The sequence below is a fragment of the Mitsuaria sp. CC2 genome, assembly GCF_048957715.1.
Classification (GTDB): Bacteria; Pseudomonadota; Gammaproteobacteria; order Burkholderiales; family Burkholderiaceae_C; genus Roseateles.
The window spans coordinates 230,705-253,064 of sequence record NZ_JARVXN010000011.1; the positions used below are offsets into that span (position 1 = coordinate 230,705).

Below are 22,360 nucleotides of genomic sequence, written 5' to 3' on the forward strand. Positions count from 1 at the left end.
CGTGATGAAGAAGCGCGACCTCCCCGTCGATCAGGTCCGCCGGTATCTCGAACCCGGTCCGATCGTCCTCGTGAGTTCGCACTGGCGCGGCCGCGACAACGTGATGACGATGGGCTGGCATCTGGTCATGGCGTTTTCGCCGTCGCTGATCGGTGGCGTGATCTCGTCGGCCAATCACAGCCACGGCATGATCCGTCGCAGCCGCGAGTGCGTGATCAACCTGCCGACCACCGCGTTGACCGACACGGTCGTGCGCGTGGGCAACTGCAGCGGCGCGGAGGTCGACAAGTTCGAGGCTTTCGGATTGACGCGGCAATCCGCCGAGCAGGTGAAAGCACCGCTCATCGGCGAATGCCATGCGAGCTTCGAATGCCGCCTGCGCGACACCGCGATGATCAAGCGATATGACTTCTTCGTCTTCGAGGTGGTGAAGGCGCATGTTGCGACGCGGCCGAAGCATCCCGAGACGCTGCATTACACGGGCGATGGGATCTTCGTTGTGGCGGGCGAGGTGATCAGTCGACGGTCGCTGTTCACACCGGGGATGCTTTGACCTTGTCAGAATTCGCTCTCCTTCGGAACTTGAAGACGGCGGGCTGGTATGGGCATTGAGATCGACGACGAGTGGGCCGCCGAACTTGCGGAGCAAGAGCGCGACCGTCAGCGCAAGGCGGAGCCGCCCCCCGAGTTGGGTGAGGGCGAATTCCTGGCGTGGCGTTCGCCGCGCACCGATGCCGGCGGTCCCACTTCTTTGGACAACCCACTCTGGCACTGGCTGGTGAGAAGCCGGCATTCGGCCTATTCCGCGAATCAGGAGTTTGCGGGGCCCTCGTCGTTTGAGGCGGGCCCGATGTGGTGCTTCGACCGATACGGCCGTAGCGAGACCGCTCTGCCGGACGGTCGCGTCGTTCATGTGGCCGGCGAACATGAGGACCATTACGACCCGGACTTCTTCATCTACAACGATGTCGTCATCGTCGACGTCGACGGGCGGATCTCGATCCACGGTTACGGCCACGACGTCTTTCCCCCGACGGACTTCCACAGCGCCACGCTGGTAAACAAGGCCCTGTACATCATCGGCAACCTCGGGCATTCCGCGCAGCGCATCGTAGGGAAGACCCCGGTCTTCCGGATCGACATCGAGACCTTGGTCATCACCGAGATGCCCTCGCACGGCGACGCGCCGGGATGGATCAGCCGGCATTCGGCGGAACTCGATGCTGACATGCGCTCGATCATCGTCAGTGGCGGAGAGGTCATGACGGCGGAGGGCCGCTCGTTCCAAGAAAACCTCGATCGATGGTCTTTCGATCTCGAGTCCGCGCGGTGGACGAGATTGACGGCGCTGGACTGGCAGCGATGGACGATGCTTCGCGTTGATCGCAAGCCCAATCGCCTGTGGGACACGCGCCACGAGCGGTGGCTTGAGAAGCATGCCCATCTCGGGTTGGAGAGTGGTTGGAGGTTCGAGGAGCCTCCAGACTTTGATGCGCTCGACCGCCTTTACCGTCCTGATGAAGACTCACCGCCGGTGGAGGAGGGGATCGGACACGAGGTCTATATCGCTGTCGTGGACGGCGTGCGGGTGCGTTTCACTGAGGATCGCTGGCTGGTCCATGCGATCGTCGAAGGTCGGCTCGGCGACGATCGGCTGAAGGAATTGCAGCAGGCCACGCTCACGACGCTCGGCAGGCTGGACGCCAGCGTCTGGGAGATCGAAGCGCAGTGACGGCTCGTCGCCTGCGTTCGGGTAAGTCTCCAGAAAGATCACCCGGCCGACCATGCTCGCGGCTCCATTTCCGGAGCGGGAGCAATTCATGTCGTTCATCCCCGTCCTTCCCTTCGCTTCCATCGGCGCTCATCGCCGCCTGCCGGCGCTCCTCATCGTTTCAGGCGTGCTCCTGTCGGGCTGCGCCACGCCGCAGAACCCCGATCCCATCGAGTCCGTGAACCGCAAGACCTTCGCCCTCAACGAGGGGATCGACAAGGTCGTGCTCAAGCCGGTGGCCACCGCCTACAAGACCGTCGTACCCACGCCGGTGCGCAGCGGCGTCTCCAACTTCTTCTCCAACCTGGGCGACCCCTGGTCCGGCGCCAACCTGCTGCTGCAGGGGCGCTTCAAGGACGGGCTGTCGGACTTCGCGCGCTTCGGCACCAACTCGACCGTCGGGCTGCTGGGGTTCATGGACGTCGCCACCGGCTGGGGCATGCCGCGCCACGGCGACGGCTTCAGCGACACGCTGGGCGTCTGGGGCGTCGGCGGCGGTGCGTACGTGGTGCTGCCGCTGTTCGGGCCCTCCGACCTGCGCAGCACGGCGTCCATTCCTGTCAACAGCTATGGCAACCTGACCGGGCAGTTGGACGACGCCGGCGCGCGCAACGCGTTCACCATCGTCGGCATGGTCGACAAGCGCGCCAACCTGCTGGATGTGACGAAAATGGTCGACGAGGTGGCGCTCGACAAATACCTGTTCGTGCGCGACGCCTATCTGCAGCGGCGGGCGCAGCGGGAGGCGGATCGGTCGGGGGCGCCGCGCGTTGACGTTGACGCGTCCAAGGCCGAGCCGGTGGCGTCCGAGCCACCGAAACCGTGACGACCGTCAGGACACGCTGCCCGGCTCGCCAAGGTCCATGGCAAGCTGCTCGGAGATCGGTGAGCATTCCTTTTCGAGGTAGTTCACGTCCTGCTTGAGCTTGGAGAAGAAGGAGCTCTGTCCGGTGTCTCTAAGAACAAAGATGGGCGGCATGCGCCGCTGTGTGGACAGGAAGTAGGGCGAGAACACCGCCTTGTTGTCTGCGATGAACACCGAGTGACTGTTGATGAGCGTGTGACCCCAGATCTTGACGTTGTCCTTGCCGGTGTTGAGTTTCTTGAGTTGACGGACCGTGCTGTAGATCTTGTGGCGGAAGTGCTCCTTCTGCATGCCGACTTTGCGCGCCAGGACCGCTGTGAGCTCCGATTCCGGGTGCACGAGAATGATGGTCGTCTTCTTGGTCGCGTCTGCGAAGCGGTCGGCCAAGGCCTCCGCGTGGCGGCCAACCCAGCTGTATCCATCGCCAAGAACGGCAATGATGTTCTGGGACTCTCGGATCATCTGGCTGTAGCTGAAATTCTCCACGTCGTGGAAGGTCTCCGAGAGGCCGAGCACGGGGTCGTGCTTGGCGACTCGCAGCGACTGCTCGAGGGAGTCGATGTGTCGCTCCAACTGGTGCAGATTGGTCTCCGCTGTCTTGGTCGCCGTGGTGCTCAGATGCTCCATCGCGGCCACGATCTCACTTCGGAACTCGCGTTTGATGACCAACTGATCGATGACGTGCCAGACGCCCAGAACGGCAAATGCGGTCGCGAAATGCTCGCCGATGACATGCCAGATGGACTTGGGTGTTGTCTCCGTCGAATGCAGGAAGTAGATCAGACCGATGCTGATGGCCAACGCAAAGCCTGAGACCGCCAGGAAGTGGGGAAGGCCGAGGAATGTCTTGTGGTTGCGGTCCGACATGGGTGTCTCCGAAGGTCGTAGAGCTTGCATCGCGGTGCTGCGATGCAATGACTGCGCTCAACCTAACGGGACGGAACAACACTCGTTGTCGGACAAACCCGAGAGCAATCATCAACCTTGATGACGATCCGGGCCCATTGCCTGATGGTCAGCCTGTCGATCGGCGGGATCGCGACGGCTGCGCCCGATCCGCTCCAGGCGAAGGAGCAGGTCGTCCACCAGGCTGTAGACCACCGGGATGACGAGCAGGCTCAGGAAGGTGGAGGTGATCAGCCCGCCGATGACGACGATGGCCATCGGCGACCGGAAACTGGGATCGCCGACGTAGCCCAGCGCCACGGGCAGCATGCCGGCACCCATCGCGATCGTCGTCATGACGATGGGCCGCGCGCGCTTGCGGCAGGCGTCGACGATCGCCTCCATGCGGCCCAGGCCGTGGTCGCGGCGCGCGATGACGATGTAGTCGATCAGCAGGATGGAGTTCTTCGTCGCCACGCCCATCAGCATGATCAGCCCGATCATCGACGGCATCGACAAGGTGGAGCCGGCCAGGAACAGCGCCAGCATCGCGCCCGGCACCGACAGCACCAGCGCGATCAGGATGGTCAGCGGCTGCACGAAATTGTTCAGCAGCAGCGCCAGCACCATGTAGATGCAGAGCACCCCCGTCAGCATCGCCATGCCGAAACCGGCCGCCATGTCGCCCATCTCCTCGGCCTCGCCGAGCGCGCCGAGCGTGACGCCGCGCGGCAGCTGCTTCAACGCCGGCAAGGCCAGCACCTCGCGCTCGATGTCGCCGAGCGGGCGGCCGTTGGCCTCGACGTCGACGGTGATCGTGCGCTGGCGGTCCTGCCGCTGGATCTCCGACGGTCCGCTGCCGAAGTCCAGCGCGGCGACGTGCTCCAGCGGCACCGGCCCGCGCGCGCCGGGCACCGGCAGGCGACGGATCGTGTCGAGGTCCTCGCGCGCCGCGTCGCTCAGGCGCACCATCACCGGCACCTGGCGCTCGCTCAGGTTGAGCTTGGGGAGCGATTGCGCGTAGTCGCCCATCGTCGCGACGCGCAGCGTCTCCGCGATGGCGGCGGAGGTCACGCCGAGGTCGCCCGCACGGGCGAAGTCCGGTCGCACACGCAGCTCCGGCCGCGCCACGCTGGCCGTCGAACTCACCGCGCCCAGGCCGGGCAGGGTGCGAAGCTCGCGCTCGACCTGCGCGGCGTGGCGCTCCAGCGTCTCGGCGTCGTCGCCCGCCAGCGTCAGCTGGTAGCTCGCGCCGGAACCGCCCTGGCCGACCTTCACCCGCACGCCCGGCAGCATCGACAGGCGCCCGCGCAGTTGCGCCTCGATCTGCTGCTGGTTGAGGCCGTCCTCGCGCTTCGCGCGGGGCGTCAGCTGCAGCGCCAGCACCGCGGTGCGCACGTTGGCCGCGCCGCCTTCGTCGTCGCCCGGCCCGCTGCCGCCGGAGCCCGCGACCCCGATCACCGTGAACACCGAATGCACATGGCGATGCTTGATCAGCAGCGTGCGGGCGCGTTCCGCCATCGCCGCCGTCGCCGGCAGTTTGCTGCCCGGCGGCAGCGTGATCGTGACCTGCGTCTGGATGCCGTCGTCGGGCGGGATGAAGGTCGTCGGCAGCAAAAAGGCCAGGCCGATGCCGCCGGCGAAGAACGCCGTCGCCGCCAGCACGGTGACCGCGCGATGCCGCAGGCACCAGCGCGCCCAGCCGAGGTACGCGCGGATCCAGACGGGCTCCGGCTTGTGGGTGCGCTTGAAGGCGCGCAGCAGGTAGGCCGCCATCATCGGCGTCAGCAGCCGCGCGACCAACAGCGAGAACAGCACCGCGCCCGCCGCCGTCCAGCCGAACTGGACGAAGAACTTGCCGACCGTGCCGCTCATGAAGGCCGTCGGCAGGAACACCGCCACCAGCGTGAACGTCGTGGCGATGACCGCCAGACCGATCTCGTCGGCCGCCTCCATCGCCGCCTCGTACGGCGTCTTGCCCATGAGCAGATGGCGCTCGATGTTCTCGATCTCGACGATCGCGTCGTCGACCAGCACGCCCACGACCAGCGACAGCGACAGCAAAGTCACCGTGTTCAGCGTGAAGCCCATCCAGTGCATCAGCGCGAAGGTCGGGATCACCGACAGCGGCAGCGCCACCGCCGCGACGAAGGTCGCGCGCCAGTCCCGCAGGAACAGGAACACCACCAGCACCGCGAGCGCCGCGCCTTCCACCAGCAGGCGCATCGAGCCGCCGTAGTTCTCGATGATCTCGCCGGTGAAGTCGACCGCCTCGACGAAGTGCAGATCGGGCCGGCGCACCTGCAGCGCGGCGACGGCGCGACGGACGCCGGCGGCCACGTCCAGTTCGCCGAAGCCGCGCGCGCGGACGATCTCGAAGCCGACGACCGGCCGGCCGTCCAGCAGCGCGGCGGCGCGGGCCTCCGCGGCGGTGTCGGTCACCGTCGCGACCTGGCCGATGCGGATGCGCCGGCCGTCGGTCAGCGACAGCTCGATGGCGGCGATGTCCTCGGCCGTTCGCACCGTCGCGATGGTGCGCACCGACTGCTCGATGCCGCCCAGGTCGACGCGACCGCCCGAGGCCTCCTGCTGCACCTCGCGCAGCTGGCGGGAGATCTCGGCCGCGGTCGTGTTCAGCGCGAGCAGGCGCTGCGGATCGAGCTCGACGCGCACCTCGCGCTCAATGCCGCCGACGCGGTTCACCGCGCCGACACCGGGCACGGCCAGCAGCTTGCGGCTGACCTCGTTGTCGATGATCCAGGACAGCGCCTCGGTATCGATCGGTCGTTCGGAGACGGACGCCACCGTGAAGGTCAGGATCGCCGAGCCGACGATCTCGACCTTCTTGACGACGGGATCGCGCAGGTCGGCCGGCAGGTCGGCGCGCACCCGGGCGACCGCGTCGCGGACGTCGTCGACGGCCTGGTCGGTCGGCTTCTCCAACTGGAACTCGATGCCGATCTCGGCCGAGCCGTCGGTCAGCGTCGTGTGGATGTGCTTGACGCCCTGGACCGTAGCCAGCGAGTTCTCGATCTTGCGCGCGACCTCCGTCTCCATCTGCGACGGCGACGCGCCGGGCAAGGACGCGGAGACGGAGACGCGCGGCACGTCGATGTCGGGGAAGTTCTGGACGGACAGCGCCGAGAAGGCCATCAGCCCCAGCACCGTGAGCAGCACGAACAGCAGGATGGCGGGCGACGGGTTGCGGATGGACCAGGAGGAGACGTTGATGGTCATTGGGCGCCTCCGACGACGCGCACGAGGTCGTTGTCGCCGAGGAAGGCGCCGCCGGACGAGACGACGCGGTCGGCGCGCGCCAGGCCTTCCAGGATCTCCACCAGGTCCGCCGTCTGGCGGCCGATGCGCACGCGGGCCTGCGCGACGCGGTCCTTGTCGTCGATCCGCATCACCTGATGCAGGCCGTCGCGCATCTGCACAGCCCCGCGCGGCAGGACCATCGCGGCGCTGCTGCCCAGGTCGAAGTCGCCGTGCGCGTAAGTCCCGGCGCGCGCCGCGGGGTGGCGCGGCAGGTCCACGTACACCAGCCCGTTGCGCGTCAGCGTGTCCACGGACGGCGCGATCATGCGCACGCGGCCGTCGACCGCCTCGCCGTTGACCAGTGTGACGCGCACGCGTTGTCCCGTTTTGAGCGCGACCAGGTCGGGCGCCGCGATCTCCGCCCGCCATTCGACGCGGCCGCCGCGGATCATGCGGAACAGCTCCTGTCCGGCCGGCACCACCGAGCCCACCGTCGCGGCGCGCGCGGAGATCACACCGTCGTCCGGCGCGAGGACGCGGGTGTGCGTCAGCTTCAGCGACTGGCTCTGCTCGACGGCGCGGGCCGCGTCCAGCCGCGCCTGCGCGGAGCGCGCGGCGGCCTCGTACTGCTGGATCTGCTGCGTCGACAGCGCGCCGCTTTCCCGCAGCGCCTGTGCCCGCTCCGCGTTGGCCGAAGCCTCCGTCAGCGCCACGGCGGCCTGCGCGACCTCGGCGCGGCGCTGGGCGAGCTCGGCATTCACCGTGTCGGCGGAGAAGATCGCGAGCACCTGACCGCGCCGGACCTCGTCGCCGACGTTGACCTTCACCTCGGTGAGGCGCAGGCCGTTGGTTTCGGAGCCGATCAGCGCTTCCTGCCACGCGCTCACGTTGCCGTTGGCGGACAGGCGGATGGGCAGCGTCGCCGGCCTCAGCCGCGCGGCGGTCACCGCGAGCGCGGGTTTCTCACGGGGCGCGGCCGTCGGCTCGCTGGCCGCCGACGAGGGTCCGACGAACTTGACGGCGAGGGCGGCGCAGAGCAGCGCCGCACCCGCGACGGACAGCGTGAGTTTCAGGGAGGGAGTCATCATCGGCGGAGGAGGTCGGAAGTGAGCGCGGTGGTGTCGCCCGCCGGCAGGCGGGAAGGGGCGTCATCGGCGGCCGGCGCGGGCGTCGCCCAGCCGCCGCCGACGGCGCGATAGAGGGAGATCCAGGCGAGCAGCCGCTCGTGGCTCAGGTCGTTGAGCGTGCTGTGCGCGCTCAGCAGCGAGCGGCGTGCGTCCTCGACCTCGAAGAGGCTGGCGGTGCCGGCCTCGTAGCTGGCCGAGGTGGCGCGGTAGGAGCGCTCGTAGCCGAGCGCGGCGGTGGCGGCGTCCTCCTGCCGCAGGGCGGTGCTCTGCAGCGTGACGAGGGCGCTTTCGACCTCCTGGATGGCGGAGCGCAAGCGCGCGGCGTAGAGGCGCATCGCGGCGCCATGGCGTTCGCGCGCCGCTTCGGCATTGGCGCGTCGCGTGCCGCCGTCGAAGAGCGGGAAGCTCACCGAGACGGGGCCCATCGTCCAGACCGAGCCGTCGGTCGTGACACCGGCGCTGCTGGTACGCGCGGTGCCCAGGTTCCCCGCGAGCGTGATGCGCGGCCAGCGCAGCGCGACCGCCTGCGTGGCATCGGCGCCGGCGGCGGCGACATCGCGCTCCGCGGCCTGGATGTCGGGGCGCTGCGCCAGCACCTCCGCCGGCAGCGAGGTCACGCTGAATTCGCGCGGCTGCGGCAGCCGGTTGGCGCGCGTGGCGAGCTCGACGCGCAGGGCGCCTTCCTCGCGGGCGGTGAGGGCGACCAGCGACTTCACCAGCAGGTCGCAGCGCGTGACCTGCCGCAGCAGCGTGACCCGGCCATCCGCCGCGCTGGCCTGGGCGAGGGCGGCGGCGGCCGGCGAACGCGCGCCCGCCTGCGTGGCGCGCACCGTCAACTGCGCGATGCGGTCGCGGGATGCGGCGTCCTGGTCGAGCTGGCCCACTTGTGCTTCGCAGGCGCGCAGGTCGACGTAGGCGGAGGCGACCTCGGCCGCGACGCTGACGCGCGCGCCGTGCCAGGCGGCTTCGGACGACGCCAGCCGCGCCTGCGCCGCCTGGGCGCCGGCCCGGGCCGCGCCGAAGACGTCGATCTCCCATGCCAGCTTCACGCTGGCCGACACCGCGTTGACGAGCGGCGCGCCGGGCTCGGGCCGTGAGCGGGACGCGCCGGCGCCGAGGTCGACGCCGGGCAGCAGCGCGGCCTGGCCCGCTTGTCGCGCGGCGCGGGCGTCGGCGATGTTGGCGGCCGCGGTGGCGACGCTCGGGCTCACGGCCTGCGAGTCGGCCACCAGGGCCGCCAGCAGCGGATCGTCGAACTGCGACCACCAGCGGCGCAGGTCCGTGGTCTGGCCGCCGTGCGGCATCGGAGCATGCCATGACGCGGCGACCGGCACGGTGCCGGGGGGCGTGGTCGGCGGGGACAACGGGGACAGCGAGCCGCAGGCGCTCAGAAGCGGCAGGCTCAGGACGGTGAAGCAGGGGGAGCGACGGTGCATGGGGCGCGACTGTCGTGGCGCCCGTCTTTCCGGCTCCTTACCGCCGGCGGGTTGAGCGTCAGGTCTTGCCGGGTCGCCGTCCACCCATTCCCGCCCATTGCTTCAGAGGGAAACAAGCGGCGTACGGTAAGTAGTCAGTAAGACACCGGCACCGAGGATGCGGGCTCCAATCACCGCCCCACTCGGGAACTTCTCATGGCACCGCAGACACGATTCCTTTCGCATGCTCCCCGGGCGCTCAAGCGCGCCGTCCTCTCTTCCGCAGCCGTGCTGTGCGTGTCGGCGCCGCTGTCCGCGATGGCGGCGGGGCCGGGCGGTCCCGGCGGTCCCGGCGGTCCAGGAGGCCCTGGCAAGGACGGCGAATCCTCCTGGGGCCTGGGCATCGGCGCCGTGAGCTCCCAGAAGGCCTACACCGGCTACGACCGCGACACCAAGGTGCTGCCGATGCTCAGCTACGAGAACCGCTGGGTCAAGCTGTCCGGGCTGGGTCTCACCGGCAAGCTGCCGAGCTGGAACATCAACCCGTCGCAGCGCGTCGAGTTCGGCTTGGTGGCCAGGCTGGACCTGGGCGGCTACGAGCAGGACGACGCCCCCATCCTCAACGGCATGGCCGAGCGCAAGGGCGGCGTGTGGTTGGGCGGCAAGGCCGAGTGGAAGACAGACATGTTCGACCTCGGCGGCCAGTGGACGGCGGATGCCTCCGGCCACAGCAAGGGCCAGAAATTCGAGCTGACGCTGGAGAAGACCTGGCGCCTCGGCGGTCAGGTGATGCTGACGCCGCGCCTGGGCGCCGAATGGGTCGACAAGAAGTACGTCGACTACTACTACGGCGTGCGTGCCGAGGAAGCCCGCGCGGGCCGCGCCTTCTACCAGGGCAAGTCGACCACCAACGCCGAGGTGGGCCTGCGCACCATGTACCTGTTCGACCGCCATCACGCGATGCTGCTGGACCTCAGCGTCAAGGGCCTGGGCAGCGGCATCAAGGACAGCACGCTGGTCGACCGTTCGACGGAGAATCGCGTCTTCGTGGGCTACCAGTACCGCTTCTGATGCTTGAAGGAAGTCGAGCACCGGCCGGGCGCGAGCCGGTCGACAGCCAGCCGTCCGTGCCGCGTGCGGGATGGATGAGCAGCCTCACCGCCAAGATGCTGGTGGCCTACCTCGTCGGTGTCGTGCTGACGGTGGCCACGCTGGTGCTCGTCTTCGACGGCGTGGCGAGCTGGCGCGGCACGGTGTACTTCGACGAGGACATCTCCGAATTCGCCGAGGAGCTGTCGGAGAAGCTGGTGTTCGACGCGAGCGGCACGCCGGTCGGCTTCGACGAGGAGGCGCGGCAGTACGAGTGGATGTACGCCAAGCTCAAGGACGATCTGGCCTATCGGCTGCTGGACGCGTCGGGCCGTGTCGTGTTCGCGTCGCCGGCGTCGCAGGAATTCTGGGCCGCGAGCGGTCCCGGCGCACTGCGGCTGAAGCAGGGCAACTTCTCGTTCGAGTACGCCGGCCAATCGATGCGCGGCGCCACCGAGGTCGTCCGGCACGGCGGCCGCGACTGGTACTTCCAGCAGGCCGGCAGCGCGCGGCTCTTCGAGCTGTTCCACCTCGAATACGCGATGCCCTTCATGAGCAAGGGCATGGGCCTCTTCGCCACGACGCTGCTGCTGGTCTTCGGCGTCTGCGCCTACCTGACGCTGCGCCGCGTGCTCAGGCCGCTGCACGAGGTCTCGGCCTCGGCGGCGGCGATCTCGCCGCGCTCGGTGCACGGGCGGCTGCAGGTCGACCGCGTGCCCACGGAGATCGTCCCGCTGGTCGAGAGCTTCAACCGGGCGCTGGACCGGCTGGAGCGCGGCTACCGCGTGCAGCAGGAATTCCTCGCCACGGCGGCGCATGAGCTCAAGACCCCGCTGGCGCTGATCCGCGCGCAGGTCGAGCGGATGGCCGAAGGCAAGGGGCCCGACCTGCTGCTGCAGGACGTTGAGCACATGACCCGGCAAGTGCAGCAGCTGCTGTTGCTGGCCGAGGCGAGCGAGACGCAGAACTACGTCTTCACGCCGACGGATCTGGAAGCGGCGGCCGGAGAGACCGTCCAGTACCTGACCCGCATGGCGAGCGCGCGCGAGGTGGCGCTCGACGTGGTGGTCGTCGGGTCGGATGCGGGGGATGAATCGGATGCATCGGACGCGGCGGCTGAGTCCCACCGCTCGGTGACCTGGGACGCGGATCGCGGCGCGCTGTTCACGCTGCTCAAGAACCTGCTGGAGAACGCGATCCAGCACGCGCCGGCAGGGAGTCTGGTCAGCGTGGAGATCGAGGCCGACCGCTTCTCGGTGCGCGACCGCGGACCTGGTGTGACACCGCACCAGCTATCGCGGATCTTCGGGCGCTTCTGGCGCGGCGCGCATCGGCGCGATCACGGCGCGGGCCTCGGCCTGGCGATCTGCCAGGAGATCGCCGAGGCCCACGGATGGACGCTGTCGGCGCAGCCGGAGGATCCGGGGCTGCGGATGGTGGTCAAGAAGAGCTGAGCCGTCTTTGCTCCCTCTCCCGCTTGCTGGACAGGGCAGGGGGGAGGGCCAGCGGCGGGCGGCAGTACGCCGCTTCAGACCGCCACGACGTCCACGCTGTCCTCATCGCGCAGTTCCCCCGCGGCCACCTCATCGAAGGACGGCCGGTACTCAGGGACAGGTCTTGCGCGGCGCTCGTCGGCTTGCGATCTGGCCAGCAACGCGCGCCGTGCCGGATCCGCCTTGATCAGCCGCCGGGCGCGTCCGATCTCCGCCGCATGCTCCGGCCGGCGGCGCTCCCAGTCCGCCAGCAGCGGGCCGTGGCGCTCAGGGAAAATGCACCACCATTCCACGATCGAGGCCGCGTTGTTGAGGTCGAGCAGCATGCCTGTACTCCGGGAGTTGGATGGCGCCATCATACTGTATTTGCATACAGTAGTGACTTAAATTTGTGGCGGAACCACCGTCACCCCGGCGCGCTTCGGACCATCCGCGGCCCAACGCCACAGCGAGTCCGCCATCGCCTGCGCCGCGGCTGACAGCGCACGGTCACGCCGGCGGATCAGGTAGATGTGGCGCTGCAGCGGCTCATCGGCGACCGCGTGGGTGATCGGGCGCGAGACCAGGTCGGGATGATCGAAGTGGAACAGCGTCAGCGCCGGCACCAGCGTCACGCCGAGGCCTGCGAGCACCATGCCCGCCACGGAGCTGAGCTGCTCCAGTTCCAGCAGCGGCCGCAAGGGCTGCGAAGGCAGCGCGGCGTCCAGCGCCTGCCGCACGCTGCTGTGGCGCGCCAGGCCGATCAGCGGCTGCTGCGCGAGTTCCGCCAGCGTCGGCTTGCGGCGCTTCGCCAGCGGATGGTCCCGTCGGCAGACCAGGTAGAACACATCGGACAGGAAGGGCTCGACCGACAGCTCCGGCGCGGTGGCGCGCACGGCGGCCAGCGCCAGGTCGGCGCGGCCAGAACGCACGCGTTCGACGCAGCTCTCCGACAGCACGTCCGCCAGGTCGAGTTCGATGCCGGGGTAGTCGCGCCGGAAGGCCGCAAGATGCGGTGGCAGCCAGCCCGCCGCCAGCGCAGGCAGTGCGGCCAGCGCGACGCGGCCGCGTCGGCGCGCGACGTGGTCGCGCAGGTCGTCGGTCGCGAGTCGCATGTCCTGGAGCAGTCGCCGCGCCGGTTCCAGGAACAGCGAGCCTTCGACGGTGGGCTCCACTGCGCGTGTCGTCCGGTCGAAGAGGCGCGCGCCGAGGCTGTCCTCCAGCGTCCGGATGAGTGCGCTGAAAGCCGGCTGCGACAGGTGACATTGCGCCGCGGCGCGCGTGAAGCTGCGCAGCTCCGCCAGCGCGACGAAGGCCGCGAGCTGCCTCGCCGACAGGTTGGCCACCGCGCCATCGGTCGATCCCTGATTCATCGGGGTCATCTGATTCATCTGATTTGCCGATCTTTTGATCCGAACAATCGAATTCTCCGATAGACGACGCTCACCTACAGTCGACGACATGACATCCGTTCCGAGGGTTGCCTCCCTGCTCGTCGGCTGTGCCGCCGGCTTTTCCGGCGATCGCACCGACGCCGCGCGGCCGGTCGTGGACACGTTGATCCGCCTCGGCGGACCGGCGGTGCTGATCTTCGAGACGCTGGCCGAGCGCACGCTCGCGCTGGCGCAGCTGGCGCGCCAACGGGATCCCGAGAGCGGCTACGAGCCGTTGCTCGACGAGATGCTGCGGCCGGTGCTCGCCGACTGCCTCGCGCATCGCATCCCCATCGTGGGCAATTTCGGCGCGGCGAATCCGCCCGCCGCCGCGCGCCGGGTGAGGGCGCTGGCCGCGGAACTCGGCCTGCGGATGCCCGTCGTCGCCGTCGTCGGCGGCGATGCGCTGACCTCGCCGGAACAGCGCGGGCTGCTTGCTCGGACGCTGGCAGAGGAGGGGCAGGCGATCGAGGATGGGACCATCGCCTGCGCCAACGTCTATCTGGGCGCGGAAGGCATCGCGGACGCGTTGCGGCAAGGCGCGGACGTCGTCGTCACCGGGCGTGTCGCCGATCCGTCGCTCACGGTCGGACCGGCGCTGGCGCACTTCGGCTGGGCGCTCGACGACTGGGATCGTCTTGCCGGCGCGACGATGGCCGGGCACCTGCTGGAATGCGGCGCGCAGGTCTGCGGGGGCTACTACGCGGATCCCGGCTTCAAGGACGTGCCGGATCTGGCGACCGTCGGCTTCCCCATCGCCCGGATCGAGGCCGACGGCAGCTGCACCGTGTTCAAGGCCGACCGCACGGGCGGCTGCGTCGACGAACACACGGTCAAGGAGCAGCTCCTTTACGAACTGCACGATCCGTCGGCCTACCTGACCCCCGATGTCGTCGCCGACATCGGCGAAGCGACGGTACTGCAGGTCGGTCCGGACGAGGTGAGGCTGTCAGGCGTCCGGGGCCACGCCCGGCCCGAGGCCCTCAAGGCGAATGTGTTCTTCGCCAACGGATGGCTGGCGGAAGGCGAGATCTCCTATGCGGGCCCCGGCGCGGAAGCGCGTGCGCGGCTGGCCGCGGACGTGCTGCGCGCGCGGCTGGCAGATCGGCGGGACCGCCAGGGCCCGCTGCGTGTCGATCTCATCGGCGTGACCAGCGTGCTGGGCGACGACGCGGGGGACGCGTTGGCGGTCCAGCCGGTGGGCGATGCGCGCGACGTGCGGCTGCGCGTCGCGGCGAATCACGCCGAACGTGCGGGCGCCGAGCGTCTGACGCGGGAGGTCACCGCGCTCTACACCTGCGGTCCCGCCGGCGGCGGCGGCGTTCGGGTGAACGTGCGCCCGCGACTGGGCCTTCGTTCCTGCCTGTTCCCGCGAGCCCTCGCGACTGCCACGGTGACGCTGTCATGACCCGATCCGTCGAACTTCGCCACGCCGCCCACGGCCGCACCGGCGACAAGGGCAACCGGTCCAACATCAGCGTGATCGCCTGGGATCCGGCGCTGTACCCGCTGCTGGTGGACCAGCTCACCGAAGAGGCCGTGGCGCGCCGCTTCGCCTCCCGCCGGCCGACCCGCGTGACGCGTCATCTGCTGCCGAACCTGCACGCGATGAACTTCGTGCTGGACGACGTCCTCGACGGCGGCGTCAACGACGCCCTGAATCTCGACAGTCACGGCAAGGCGCTGTCCTTCGTCGTGCTGGCGATGCCTTTGGAAGTGCCGGAGTCGCTGCTGCCCTTGCTCCGGCGCCCGATCCCGAACCAGAACGACACGATGGAGACGACCCGATGACCTTCCCGAAGCCGATCCGCCGCCGACAGGCCTTGTTGTCCGCTGCCAGCCTCGTGGGCGCCGCGAGCGCCGCCGCCTTCGCGCTGGCTGCGCCGGGGCCGGTCCAGGCACAGGGGCAGGGGCAGGGGGGCGGCGGGTACCCGAACAAGCCCATCACCTTCCTGGTCCCGTTCGCCGCGGCCAGTGCGACCGACCAGCTGGCGCGGGCGCTGGGCCAGGCGATCACGGAGCAGACGAAGCTGCCGGTCGTCGTCGACAACAAGGCGGGGGCGAGCGGCATGCTCGCGGCGCAGCAGGGGGCTCGTGCCGCACCGGACGGCTACACGGTGCTCATCACGACCAACACGACGCAGGCCGCCAATCCGCATCTGTACCGCAAGCTGCCCTACGACCCGGTGAAGGACCTTGCGCCGGTGACGGGCCTGGGCAAGGGCGGGCAGGTGATGGTGGTGAAGGCCGACGGGCCCTACAAGTCGGTGGCCGACGTGATCGCGCGGGCGAAGCGCGAGCCGGGGAAGGTGAGCTTCGGCAGCGGCAGCGCGTCGAGCCGCGTCGCGGGCGAGCAGTTCCAGCAGCTCTCGCACACGCAGCTGCTGCACGTGCCGTACAAGAGCAACCCGCCCGCATTGACCGATCTGATCGGGGGTCAGGTCGATTTCATGATCACCGACACGGCGACCGGACTGCCGCAGATCAAGGCGGGGAAGGTGCGGGCGCTGGGGTTCTCGATGACGAAGCGGTCGCCGCTGCTGCCGGACGTGCCGACGATCGCCGAGGCGGGCGTCCAGGGCTACGACATGAGCTACTGGTTCGCGGCCTACGTGCCGGCGGGGACGCCGGCGCCGGTGGTGAACCGGCTGCGGGAACTGCTGACCGCGGCGCTGCGCAGCGTGCCGGCGAAGACCTTCTTCGACGGCGCCGGCGTGGACGCGTGGGCGAGCACGCCGGACGAGCTGCGCGCGTTCCAGGAGGCGGAGACGCGCAAGTGGGGGCAGATCATCAAGGCGGCGGGGATCGAGCCGGAGTAAGGGCCGAGTGGGGCTGACTGCCCAGGCCGCTGGCCCTCAGCGATCACTTCCCTTTCTCACTCCACAGCACGCCGCCGGTCGCCCAGTCCTGGCGCTTGATATCGAAGAACACGACATCGACGCCGTCGGCGCTGCCGCCGAGCACGCGCACGCAGGCTTCGGTGAGTTCCCTGGCCAGATCGGCCTTCTGCTGCGGGGTGCGACCTTCGAAGAGTTCGACGCGGAGGGTGGGCATGGCGTTGCTCCTGGGAGTGGTTGGAATTCAGTCTCGGAAACCGGGCGACAGCCGGTCGACGCGGCGCAGCAGCGCGGGCCATTCGGCGTCGCCGTCGCGTTCAGTGCCGTCGCCGATCCATTGGCGGTGGGTGAGGGCGGCGAGGTCGTCGGCGACCTGCAGCACCTGGCCGCCTGTCGCGGCCGTGGCGGCCATCGCACGCAACTGCGCCTGCGCGGCGCGCTCGAGGATGTGCATCAGCAGATAGGCCTCGGCCACCGAGCGGCCGACGGTGAGGGTGCCGTGGTTCTCCAGGATCAGTCCGTCGAGCGCACCCAGATTGGCGACCAATCGCCCCTGTTCCTCGGCGCCCAACGCCAGTCCTTCGTAGGCATGGCGGCCGAGCCGGCCATGCAGGCGCATCGCCCATTGCGAGGTCGGCTGCAGCCCGCCGGGCAGCATCGCCAGCGCGACGCCCCAGGGCGCGTGCAGATGGATCACGCATTCCACGTCGGGGCGGCCCGCGTGCACGGCACCGTGGATCGCGAAGCCGCTCGGGTTGACGCGCCGTCCCGTGCCGTCGACCACGCGCCCGCGCACGTCGACCTTCACCAGGCTGGAGGCGCAGACCTCGTCGAAACCGAGGCCGAATTCATTCAGCAGGTAGACGCCGGGCTCGTCGGGCACGGCGGCGGACAGGTGCGTGTAGATCGTGTCATCCCAGCCGGCCAGCGCCGCCAGGCGGTAGGCGGCGGCGAGGTCGATGCGCACCTCGGCTTCGGTACGTGCTTGAGGAATGACGGGGTCGTTCATTGCTTCGCGGCGCAGAGATGATTGCTCTTGGACGAGCCGCCGTCCGCTTGAAACCACGTCATCGGCGCGCATGTCGAAGGATGGAAATGCGGCGGAGTCTATTCGACGCAAGACCAGGCGCCATTCACGCGTGGCACGGGCCCGGCGCAGGGCAACGCGGACGAACTGCGGATCAAGCTCGACTCCTGCACGAACCGCGCGAGTTCGGCATCGGCCGCCGAGTTCCGCCGCATGCGGCAAGACCTGGCTATTTCTCCTGGCGGCCACGCCCTGGCTGATGCTGCTGGTCGCCTGCCTGCTCTGGGCGCTGACGTCGGAACGAGCCGTCAAGTACGCAGGTTCCTTCCTGGCCGCACAGCCCATCGCGGTCGCGATGGCGCTGGTCCTTGCGGCCGCGGCGGCGGCCGTGCTGAACATCCTGGTGGGGATGCTGTCGCTTCTCTGGAGTCCTTCCAAGGCCGGCGGAGTGATCCTGGGATCAGGCTTGATGGTCACCATCGGCGCCTGCGTCCAGGTCTTCAGGTCACTCGATTGACAATCAGACATCGTCACGCCGCGCGCGCGTCCCCCTGACGACAAGCTCGAACGTCGACGGGACGGGGCCATGCCAGACCACGAAGCAGGATCTCCGCGACCCGCACGAAGTCATTGCCGAAGTCGTACAGGCGCTCGTCGATCTCGGTGACGAGCAGGAAGTCTCCGTTGGCATCCACGAGCACGTCGATGTAGGTGTCGTGCGCCCTGCCGAGCATCACGGCGGTGCGAAGGCGCGGCCAGCGCCGTACCCAGTGCGCAGCGACGGGGCGAGGTGCTTGCAGGAACTCGAGATTGTTTGCCGCACAGTCGACGCCAGCGCCGCTCTTGCCCACCGTCAGGCCGCCGAATTCGTTCAGGAGAAGCGTGGCGTAGGCCATCGCATCGCCCGAGGCAGAAGGGGCGGGACGAGCCAAGGGTTGCCAGCCCGCGCGCTCGAACAGTTGTCGGACGTACGGCACGAAAGCCCAGCCTCCGGCCTCGTCTTCAATCCAGTCTCCGTGAACCCAGGTCATTGGCGCGAGCGTCTAGCGATGGCAATGCAGCGCAGTCTATTCGACGCACGCCGGCCGCGACGCCGCGTCGGATTAGTCCCGATCTCACTGATCCTGCGGAGCGGCGACACTTCGGCAACAGGACTGCAGAGCCGGCGTTGAGATCGGCCACAAGTTCAAGAACAGGAGCGGGGGTCATGGGAGGAAGGGCGTTAGGCGCGCGAGGCATCGTCGCGTGCGTGTCGATCGCGCTGGCGTTGTCGGGCTGCGCGATGAATCCGGCGAAGTTCGAGCAGAAGCGCCTGCGGTTCAGCGATCGCGAGGTCTGCGAGGCCTTGGCGGATGCGCAGAAGAGCGGCGATGAGGACTTCATCGGATCGGTGGTCGGAGAACTCGATCGACGCCAGCTGAGCGACGCGCGCTGCGAGACCTTGGCGGCCGAGAAACGCAAGAAGATCGCACTGGGTGTGCTGGCCGCATTGACCGTCGTGGCTGTTGCCGCGGCGGCGTCGTCGCGAGGCGGCGGTGGCGGCGGGACGTACGTTCAGCCCGACTACGGGCGGACCTACGCGCAGCCGTACACGACGACGGACTACTCCTGGCAGTGGGATCAGTTCCTCAACGACAAGGGACTGCTCGTGTGGGCGTGCCGCGGTGAACAGACCGGGCAGTTCGCGGATTCGTCGCGTTGCGCGGGGAAGGCGCAGATCGATTGGAAATGGCCGGGGAACTCAATTCAATGACCATCACTGTCGCCCAGGCGACCGAGATCGCCAACGGTCACCTGCGCTCAATGTCCGACGATGAGGTCGCGCTTCGCCTCTTGCCGAACAAGACAAAAGAGTTCGACGTCGGCTGGGTTTTCTACTACCAGTCTGACCGCTACCTTGAGACTGGAGACTTCAGCGACATGCTGGCCGGGAACAACCCGCTCTTCATCGCTCGATCGGATGGCCGCCTCTTCTGGGTTGACTTCCATCGTCCGTTGGAGGGATCGCTCAAGGCCTATCGGGCCAGTGGCGACCTCAATGCCCGGGAGACTTCATTCGTGCAACTGACGGGGTGGCGCGAAGGCGCCTTGGTCATCCCTGCGATTCGAGCGATTCGGCAACATGCGCCCCTTGGACTCGAAGTGGCGAAACAGCTGGTCGATTCGTGCCTGGCCGGCGAGTCTCCCGTCGTCGAGGTCAGCTCCGTGGCGGAGGCCCAGACATTGGTCCAGAGCCTCGACGCTCTCGGCTTCGGGGCCTCCGTCCGCTATGGACCTTCATCGCCACCCATAATCCCCGCATGAAACTCTTAGTCGCTATTCATGTCGACGGCGCGCAGGCGACTGCCGCCGCCGTGGCGTTCGAAGACTGGGCTGCCGCGGAGGCGACGAAGATCTACGTGTCGCGCATCGCCCATGTGGAGAAGGCCGTGCGCGGAGAACTCGATCTTCGCGAGCTCCCCTGCATCCTGCAGCTGCTGCGCGAGCACAACCTGACCCCCGAGCTCATCCTGATCGACGGCTTCGTCCATCTGGACGCCGACGACACGCCGGGCCTCGGCCAGCATCTGCATCACGCGCTGGGCGGCAGCGTCCCCATCGTCGGTGTGTCGAAGAAGCGCCTGCCGGGGCTGTCGGCGCAGTTCGAGGTCATGCGCGAAGAGGAGACCCAGCCGCTGCTGATCACCTGTTCGGGCATCGACATCGGCGCGGCCAAGGTGCGCGTGCGATCCATGCACGGCAGGAAACGCGTTCCCACGCTGATGAAGCTTGCCGCCCGGCTCGCGAAAAACGACGAGTGATTCCCCCGCGATCGCCCGCGGCGCTCGCTCACCGCTTCGGCACGCCTCCCGACCGTCGCCGTGCGACGCCCGCCAGCAGCGCCACGCCGCCCAGCATCAACGCGTAGGTCGACGGCTCCGGCACAAGCACCGCCATGGCCCAGACGCCGGAGGAATTCCTGAGACCGCCTTGGCTCAGGTATGCGCCCTCGTAGTAGGCCTCCATCGAATCCATCTGGTCGTACGAGGCGTCGAAAAACGTTCCGTAGGTCCTTGAATCGATCCGGTTGGTCGGAGAGGTGCTCCATTGATTGATCCAGATATCCCAACTGGTGGGCTGGTTCAAGTCGTTGAAGTTGGACATGCGGAGGGAGCCGTTGGTGAAGGGGCCGTAGTCCGGGCACACGGGACAGATCTCACGCGGCCTGGGCGGGAGGGTGAGCCAGGTGGTGGAGCCTGGCTCGTTGACATACCGCAAGGTGAGTTTGATCGAACGGACGTCGTCCGTCGTCGCCGTCCCGGTCAGCAGCCGGTCGGAGATCACCACCGCGTCGATCGCCACCAGCGAAAACCGCCGGCCAGCCCAGGGATCCATGGGATCCGGGGAATAGAGCTGGTAGGTCATCGTGAAGGGATTGCCGGTGTACGTGTACTGGTAGTAGTCGGCGGACGCCGGCGTGGGCGCCAGCGTGAGCAGGGCCGCCACGCCCAGCGCGCAGACGAGCGGCAGCTTCGCAATCGGGGGGTTGCGCATGAGGGTCTCCTTGAATGTCGTCGGGATGTCGAGCTCCCGCTACAACACTAGGCGCACCCTGCTGGTGCCGTTCCCCACCGCGCCCCTCGATTCATGGACGCCGATCGCCGCCGGCGGGCTCCCGTGACATCGGAAGAGGGGGCAGGGGCGGCACGCCGCGTGCCGGGCGGCTCAGTTCAGAGTCCCGGCACGCACACCATCGCGATGCTCGCCCACACGCCGAAACTGAAATACGGTGTGAGCCAGAGCGCATCGGCCTTCCACGCTACCCAGCTGCCGCTGTGGACGCGACGGTGCCAGGCGTCCCGCGCGCCTTCGTCCAGGCGCATGTAGACCAGGCCGCGCGCGCGGCCCTCGCGGTAGCGGCGGCAGTACATCGGCACGTCGACGCTCAGCACGTAGGCGACGAACCCGGCCGCGCCCACGATGCCGAGCAGCGCCACCGCCTGCATCCAGCCGCCGCTGTTGAACGCGATGACGCCGAGCAGGATCGCCATCCAGCTGAAGCCCGCCGCCCAGAGCGAGGACTCGACCGCCTGGGTGATGTGGTTGAGCGTCAGCACGCTGTGCCAGCAGAACGCCTGCGCGATCACCATGAACAGCGGGATCGCCCACGCCGCCTTCTGCACCGCCGGCATGCCGGCATGCGCGGCCAGTTGATGGACCAGCAGCCCCAGCTGGAACGCGAAGCAGATCTCCGCGATCGTCGCCGCGGTGCGGCCCAGGAAGATGCTGGACAGGTGGGTGTCCACGACGACCAGCCGCTCCAGGTCCACGCGGGGAAAGATGGAGCGGTAGGCGCAGACGAGCACATAGACGCCGGACAGTGCCAGGTGCAGATGCGCGTAGACGCCGCTGACCGGCGCGAACTGCAGCACCGCCAGCCACAGGCAGACGTTCAGCGCGGCGATCGCGCGCAGGGCGCGCCACCAGGACAGGACGCCGGGATCCACGGCGGCGACGCCTATCGGAGATGTGTGACGGATTGATGACATGTCGCCGCGAGGGTAACCCCGAGACGATCGTCGAGGGAATGGCCCGGAAGGCTCATCCGGCGGATCGCGCGATGATGGACGGACCTTTCCAGGAGAGTCCATGTTCGACCACGTCAAATTCGGCGTCCGCGACTATGCCGCGAGCAAGGCGTTCTACCTCCAGGCGCTCGAACCGCTCGGCGTGACGATAGGCGGGGAGGGCGTTCCGAGCTACGGCATCGAAATCTGCGGGAGCAACGACGCGTCGCTGTGCCTGTTCGAGACCACCGAACGGACCGCGCCGCTGCACATCGCCTTCGTCGCGCAGACGCGCGCGCAGGTCGACGCCTTCCACCGGGCCGCGCTGGCGGCCGGCGGCACGGACAACGGCCCGCCCGGGCTCCGTCCGAAGTACCACGCGAACTACTACGCGGCCTTCGTCATCGATCCGGACGGGCACAACATCGAAGCGGTCTGCCACGCGCCGGGTTGAGCGTTCCTCAGCCCTGGTTCATCGCCGCGAAGAGCGTCTCGTACTTGCCATCGCGCTCCGCCCATCGGCGCGGGAGATCACGATCGAGCAGCACCTCGGTCAGCTGCACGAGCGAGGACGGGTCGTCGACGGTAACGCCTACGGCAGCGCGAGGAACGCGCTGCGGGAAGAAGCGTAGCG

24 protein-coding genes are annotated in these 22,360 nt (G+C 68.6%); 13 read left to right on the forward strand and 11 right to left on the reverse strand.

Annotation, left to right across the window (positions count from 1 at the left end):
• Positions 1–4: 4 nt before the first annotated feature.
• The 3 genes from PV762_RS06955 to PV762_RS06965 all read left to right on the forward strand — a co-directional run bounded on the left by PV762_RS06955 (position 5) and on the right by PV762_RS06965 (position 2,597).
• Entirely contained in the window at positions 5–553 is a 549-nt protein-coding gene (locus PV762_RS06955; RefSeq protein WP_421034297.1) for a flavin reductase family protein, read from the forward strand.
• Positions 554–601: 48 nt separating this feature from the next.
• A complete protein-coding gene (locus PV762_RS06960; RefSeq protein ID WP_421034298.1) occupies positions 602–1,732 on the forward strand; it encodes a hypothetical protein in 1,131 nt (376 codons plus the stop codon).
• Positions 1,733–1,820: 88 nt separating this feature from the next.
• On the forward strand, positions 1,821–2,597 hold the full coding sequence (locus tag PV762_RS06965; RefSeq protein WP_421034299.1) for a VacJ family lipoprotein: 777 nt from the start codon (positions 1,821–1,823) through the stop codon (positions 2,595–2,597).
• 6 nt (positions 2,598–2,603) lie between these two features.
• Here the strand turns inward: PV762_RS06965 and PV762_RS06970 are convergent, their stop codons facing one another.
• The 4 genes from PV762_RS06970 to PV762_RS06985 all read right to left on the reverse strand — a co-directional run bounded on the left by PV762_RS06970 (position 2,604) and on the right by PV762_RS06985 (position 9,342).
• The gene (locus PV762_RS06970; RefSeq protein ID WP_421034301.1) at positions 2,604–3,503 is read right to left on the reverse strand and encodes a hypothetical protein; all 900 of its coding nucleotides are present in this window, start codon (positions 3,501–3,503) and stop codon (positions 2,604–2,606) included.
• 111 nt (positions 3,504–3,614) lie between these two features.
• Entirely contained in the window at positions 3,615–6,758 is a 3,144-nt protein-coding gene (locus tag PV762_RS06975; protein WP_421034302.1) for an efflux RND transporter permease subunit, read from the reverse strand.
• Positions 6,755–7,867 carry an efflux RND transporter periplasmic adaptor subunit gene (locus tag PV762_RS06980; protein ID WP_421034303.1) on the reverse strand — a complete coding sequence of 371 codons (1,113 nt, stop codon included), beginning with the start codon at positions 7,865–7,867 and terminating at the stop codon, positions 6,755–6,757. Before PV762_RS06980 ends, PV762_RS06975 begins: the two co-directional genes overlap by 4 nt.
• Positions 7,864–9,342, reverse strand: a complete 1,479-nt coding sequence (locus tag PV762_RS06985; RefSeq protein WP_421034304.1) for an efflux transporter outer membrane subunit — start codon at positions 9,340–9,342, stop codon at positions 7,864–7,866. Before PV762_RS06985 ends, PV762_RS06980 begins: the two co-directional genes overlap by 4 nt.
• A 195-nt stretch (positions 9,343–9,537) precedes the next feature.
• Here PV762_RS06985 and PV762_RS06990 point away from each other — a divergent pair, with 195 nt between their 5' ends.
• Positions 9,538–10,392, forward strand: a complete 855-nt coding sequence (locus tag PV762_RS06990) for a MipA/OmpV family protein (RefSeq protein ID WP_421034305.1) — start codon at positions 9,538–9,540, stop codon at positions 10,390–10,392.
• Positions 10,393–10,466: 74 nt separating this feature from the next.
• Positions 10,467–11,864, forward strand: a complete 1,398-nt coding sequence (locus tag PV762_RS06995) for a HAMP domain-containing sensor histidine kinase (RefSeq protein ID WP_421034306.1) — start codon at positions 10,467–10,469, stop codon at positions 11,862–11,864.
• 74 nt (positions 11,865–11,938) lie between these two features.
• Here the strand turns inward: PV762_RS06995 and PV762_RS07000 are convergent, their stop codons facing one another.
• Both PV762_RS07000 and PV762_RS07005 read right to left on the reverse strand, forming a co-directional pair.
• On the reverse strand, positions 11,939–12,229 hold the full coding sequence (locus PV762_RS07000) for a hypothetical protein (RefSeq protein ID WP_421034307.1): 291 nt from the start codon (positions 12,227–12,229) through the stop codon (positions 11,939–11,941).
• A 57-nt stretch (positions 12,230–12,286) separates the two neighbouring features.
• A complete protein-coding gene (locus tag PV762_RS07005) occupies positions 12,287–13,273 on the reverse strand; it encodes a LysR family transcriptional regulator (protein WP_421034308.1) in 987 nt (328 codons plus the stop codon).
• A 70-nt stretch (positions 13,274–13,343) separates the two neighbouring features.
• On the opposite strand from PV762_RS07005, the gene PV762_RS07010 reads away from it, so the two are divergent.
• Genes PV762_RS07010 through PV762_RS07020 form a run of 3 tightly spaced genes read left to right on the forward strand, consistent with a single transcriptional unit; the run spans position 13,344 to position 16,134 of the window.
• A complete protein-coding gene (locus PV762_RS07010; protein WP_421034309.1) occupies positions 13,344–14,723 on the forward strand; it encodes an acyclic terpene utilization AtuA family protein in 1,380 nt (459 codons plus the stop codon).
• Complete coding sequence (locus tag PV762_RS07015) at positions 14,720–15,106, forward strand: AtuA-related protein (protein ID WP_421034310.1); 387 nt, start codon at positions 14,720–14,722, stop codon at positions 15,104–15,106. Before PV762_RS07010 ends, PV762_RS07015 begins: the two co-directional genes overlap by 4 nt.
• Positions 15,103–16,134 (forward strand): Bug family tripartite tricarboxylate transporter substrate binding protein, encoded by a 1,032-nt coding sequence (locus PV762_RS07020; protein ID WP_421034311.1) that lies wholly within the window; start codon positions 15,103–15,105, stop codon positions 16,132–16,134. Before PV762_RS07015 ends, PV762_RS07020 begins: the two co-directional genes overlap by 4 nt.
• A 43-nt stretch (positions 16,135–16,177) precedes the next feature.
• Here PV762_RS07020 and PV762_RS07025 read toward each other — a convergent pair whose 3' ends face one another.
• Positions 16,178–16,396 (reverse strand): 4-oxalocrotonate tautomerase, encoded by a 219-nt coding sequence (locus tag PV762_RS07025; RefSeq protein ID WP_421034446.1) that lies wholly within the window; start codon positions 16,394–16,396, stop codon positions 16,178–16,180.
• On the reverse strand, positions 16,397–17,161 hold the full coding sequence (locus tag PV762_RS07030; protein WP_421034312.1) for a class II aldolase/adducin family protein: 765 nt from the start codon (positions 17,159–17,161) through the stop codon (positions 16,397–16,399).
• 277 nt (positions 17,162–17,438) lie between these two features.
• On the opposite strand from PV762_RS07030, the gene PV762_RS07035 reads away from it, so the two are divergent.
• Positions 17,439–17,696, forward strand: a complete 258-nt coding sequence (locus PV762_RS07035) for a hypothetical protein (protein WP_421034313.1) — start codon at positions 17,439–17,441, stop codon at positions 17,694–17,696.
• A gap of 13 nt (positions 17,697–17,709) precedes the next feature.
• Here PV762_RS07035 and PV762_RS07040 read toward each other — a convergent pair whose 3' ends face one another.
• A complete protein-coding gene (locus PV762_RS07040; RefSeq protein ID WP_421034314.1) occupies positions 17,710–18,210 on the reverse strand; it encodes a hypothetical protein in 501 nt (166 codons plus the stop codon).
• Between the two features lie 176 nt (positions 18,211–18,386).
• On the opposite strand from PV762_RS07040, the gene PV762_RS07045 reads away from it, so the two are divergent.
• Genes PV762_RS07045 through PV762_RS07055 form a run of 3 tightly spaced genes read left to right on the forward strand, consistent with a single transcriptional unit; the run spans position 18,387 to position 19,980 of the window.
• Positions 18,387–18,932, forward strand: coding sequence for a hypothetical protein (locus PV762_RS07045; protein ID WP_421034315.1), 546 nt, complete (start codon positions 18,387–18,389; stop codon positions 18,930–18,932).
• Positions 18,929–19,483: a YrhB domain-containing protein gene (locus PV762_RS07050; protein ID WP_421034316.1), complete on the forward strand. Its 555-nt coding sequence runs from the start codon at positions 18,929–18,931 to the stop codon at positions 19,481–19,483. Before PV762_RS07045 ends, PV762_RS07050 begins: the two co-directional genes overlap by 4 nt.
• The gene (locus PV762_RS07055; protein ID WP_421034317.1) at positions 19,480–19,980 is read left to right on the forward strand and encodes an endonuclease V; all 501 of its coding nucleotides are present in this window, start codon (positions 19,480–19,482) and stop codon (positions 19,978–19,980) included. Before PV762_RS07050 ends, PV762_RS07055 begins: the two co-directional genes overlap by 4 nt.
• 28 nt (positions 19,981–20,008) lie before the next feature.
• Here the strand turns inward: PV762_RS07055 and PV762_RS07060 are convergent, their stop codons facing one another.
• Both PV762_RS07060 and PV762_RS07065 read right to left on the reverse strand, forming a co-directional pair.
• The gene (locus tag PV762_RS07060) at positions 20,009–20,713 is read right to left on the reverse strand and encodes a PEP-CTERM sorting domain-containing protein (RefSeq protein WP_421034318.1); all 705 of its coding nucleotides are present in this window, start codon (positions 20,711–20,713) and stop codon (positions 20,009–20,011) included.
• Between the two features lie 176 nt (positions 20,714–20,889).
• Positions 20,890–21,666: a hypothetical protein gene (locus PV762_RS07065; protein WP_421034319.1), complete on the reverse strand. Its 777-nt coding sequence runs from the start codon at positions 21,664–21,666 to the stop codon at positions 20,890–20,892.
• A 142-nt stretch (positions 21,667–21,808) separates the two neighbouring features.
• Here PV762_RS07065 and PV762_RS07070 point away from each other — a divergent pair, with 142 nt between their 5' ends.
• The gene (locus tag PV762_RS07070; protein ID WP_421034320.1) at positions 21,809–22,180 is read left to right on the forward strand and encodes a VOC family protein; all 372 of its coding nucleotides are present in this window, start codon (positions 21,809–21,811) and stop codon (positions 22,178–22,180) included.
• Positions 22,181–22,360 lie beyond the last annotated feature (180 nt).

Bases quoted from the DNA above. Each gene is read 5' to 3' on its own strand.
- PV762_RS06955 (WP_421034297.1), top strand. From the start codon at position 5: ATGAAGAAGCGCGACCTCCCCGTCGATCAGGTCCGCCGGTATCTCGAA.
- PV762_RS06960 (WP_421034298.1), top strand. From the start codon at position 602: ATGGGCATTGAGATCGACGACGAGTGGGCCGCCGAACTTGCGGAGCAA.
- PV762_RS06965 (WP_421034299.1), top strand. From the start codon at position 1,821: ATGTCGTTCATCCCCGTCCTTCCCTTCGCTTCCATCGGCGCTCATCGC.
- PV762_RS06970 (WP_421034301.1), bottom strand. From the start codon at position 3,503: ATGTCGGACCGCAACCACAAGACATTCCTCGGCCTTCCCCACTTCCTG.
- PV762_RS06975 (WP_421034302.1), bottom strand. From the start codon at position 6,758: ATGACCATCAACGTCTCCTCCTGGTCCATCCGCAACCCGTCGCCCGCC.
- PV762_RS06980 (WP_421034303.1), bottom strand. From the start codon at position 7,867: ATGATGACTCCCTCCCTGAAACTCACGCTGTCCGTCGCGGGTGCGGCG.
- PV762_RS06985 (WP_421034304.1), bottom strand. From the start codon at position 9,342: ATGCACCGTCGCTCCCCCTGCTTCACCGTCCTGAGCCTGCCGCTTCTG.
- PV762_RS06990 (WP_421034305.1), top strand. From the start codon at position 9,538: ATGGCACCGCAGACACGATTCCTTTCGCATGCTCCCCGGGCGCTCAAG.
- PV762_RS06995 (WP_421034306.1), top strand. From the start codon at position 10,467: ATGAGCAGCCTCACCGCCAAGATGCTGGTGGCCTACCTCGTCGGTGTC.
- PV762_RS07000 (WP_421034307.1), bottom strand. From the start codon at position 12,229: ATGCTGCTCGACCTCAACAACGCGGCCTCGATCGTGGAATGGTGGTGC.
- PV762_RS07005 (WP_421034308.1), bottom strand. From the start codon at position 13,273: ATGAATCAGATGACCCCGATGAATCAGGGATCGACCGATGGCGCGGTG.
- PV762_RS07010 (WP_421034309.1), top strand. From the start codon at position 13,344: ATGACATCCGTTCCGAGGGTTGCCTCCCTGCTCGTCGGCTGTGCCGCC.
- PV762_RS07015 (WP_421034310.1), top strand. From the start codon at position 14,720: ATGACCCGATCCGTCGAACTTCGCCACGCCGCCCACGGCCGCACCGGC.
- PV762_RS07020 (WP_421034311.1), top strand. From the start codon at position 15,103: ATGACCTTCCCGAAGCCGATCCGCCGCCGACAGGCCTTGTTGTCCGCT.
- PV762_RS07030 (WP_421034312.1), bottom strand. From the start codon at position 17,161: ATGAACGACCCCGTCATTCCTCAAGCACGTACCGAAGCCGAGGTGCGC.
- PV762_RS07035 (WP_421034313.1), top strand. From the start codon at position 17,439: ATGCTGCTGGTCGCCTGCCTGCTCTGGGCGCTGACGTCGGAACGAGCC.
- PV762_RS07040 (WP_421034314.1), bottom strand. From the start codon at position 18,210: ATGACCTGGGTTCACGGAGACTGGATTGAAGACGAGGCCGGAGGCTGG.
- PV762_RS07045 (WP_421034315.1), top strand. From the start codon at position 18,387: ATGGGAGGAAGGGCGTTAGGCGCGCGAGGCATCGTCGCGTGCGTGTCG.
- PV762_RS07050 (WP_421034316.1), top strand. From the start codon at position 18,929: ATGACCATCACTGTCGCCCAGGCGACCGAGATCGCCAACGGTCACCTG.
- PV762_RS07055 (WP_421034317.1), top strand. From the start codon at position 19,480: ATGAAACTCTTAGTCGCTATTCATGTCGACGGCGCGCAGGCGACTGCC.
- PV762_RS07060 (WP_421034318.1), bottom strand. From the start codon at position 20,713: ATGCGCAACCCCCCGATTGCGAAGCTGCCGCTCGTCTGCGCGCTGGGC.
- PV762_RS07070 (WP_421034320.1), top strand. From the start codon at position 21,809: ATGTTCGACCACGTCAAATTCGGCGTCCGCGACTATGCCGCGAGCAAG.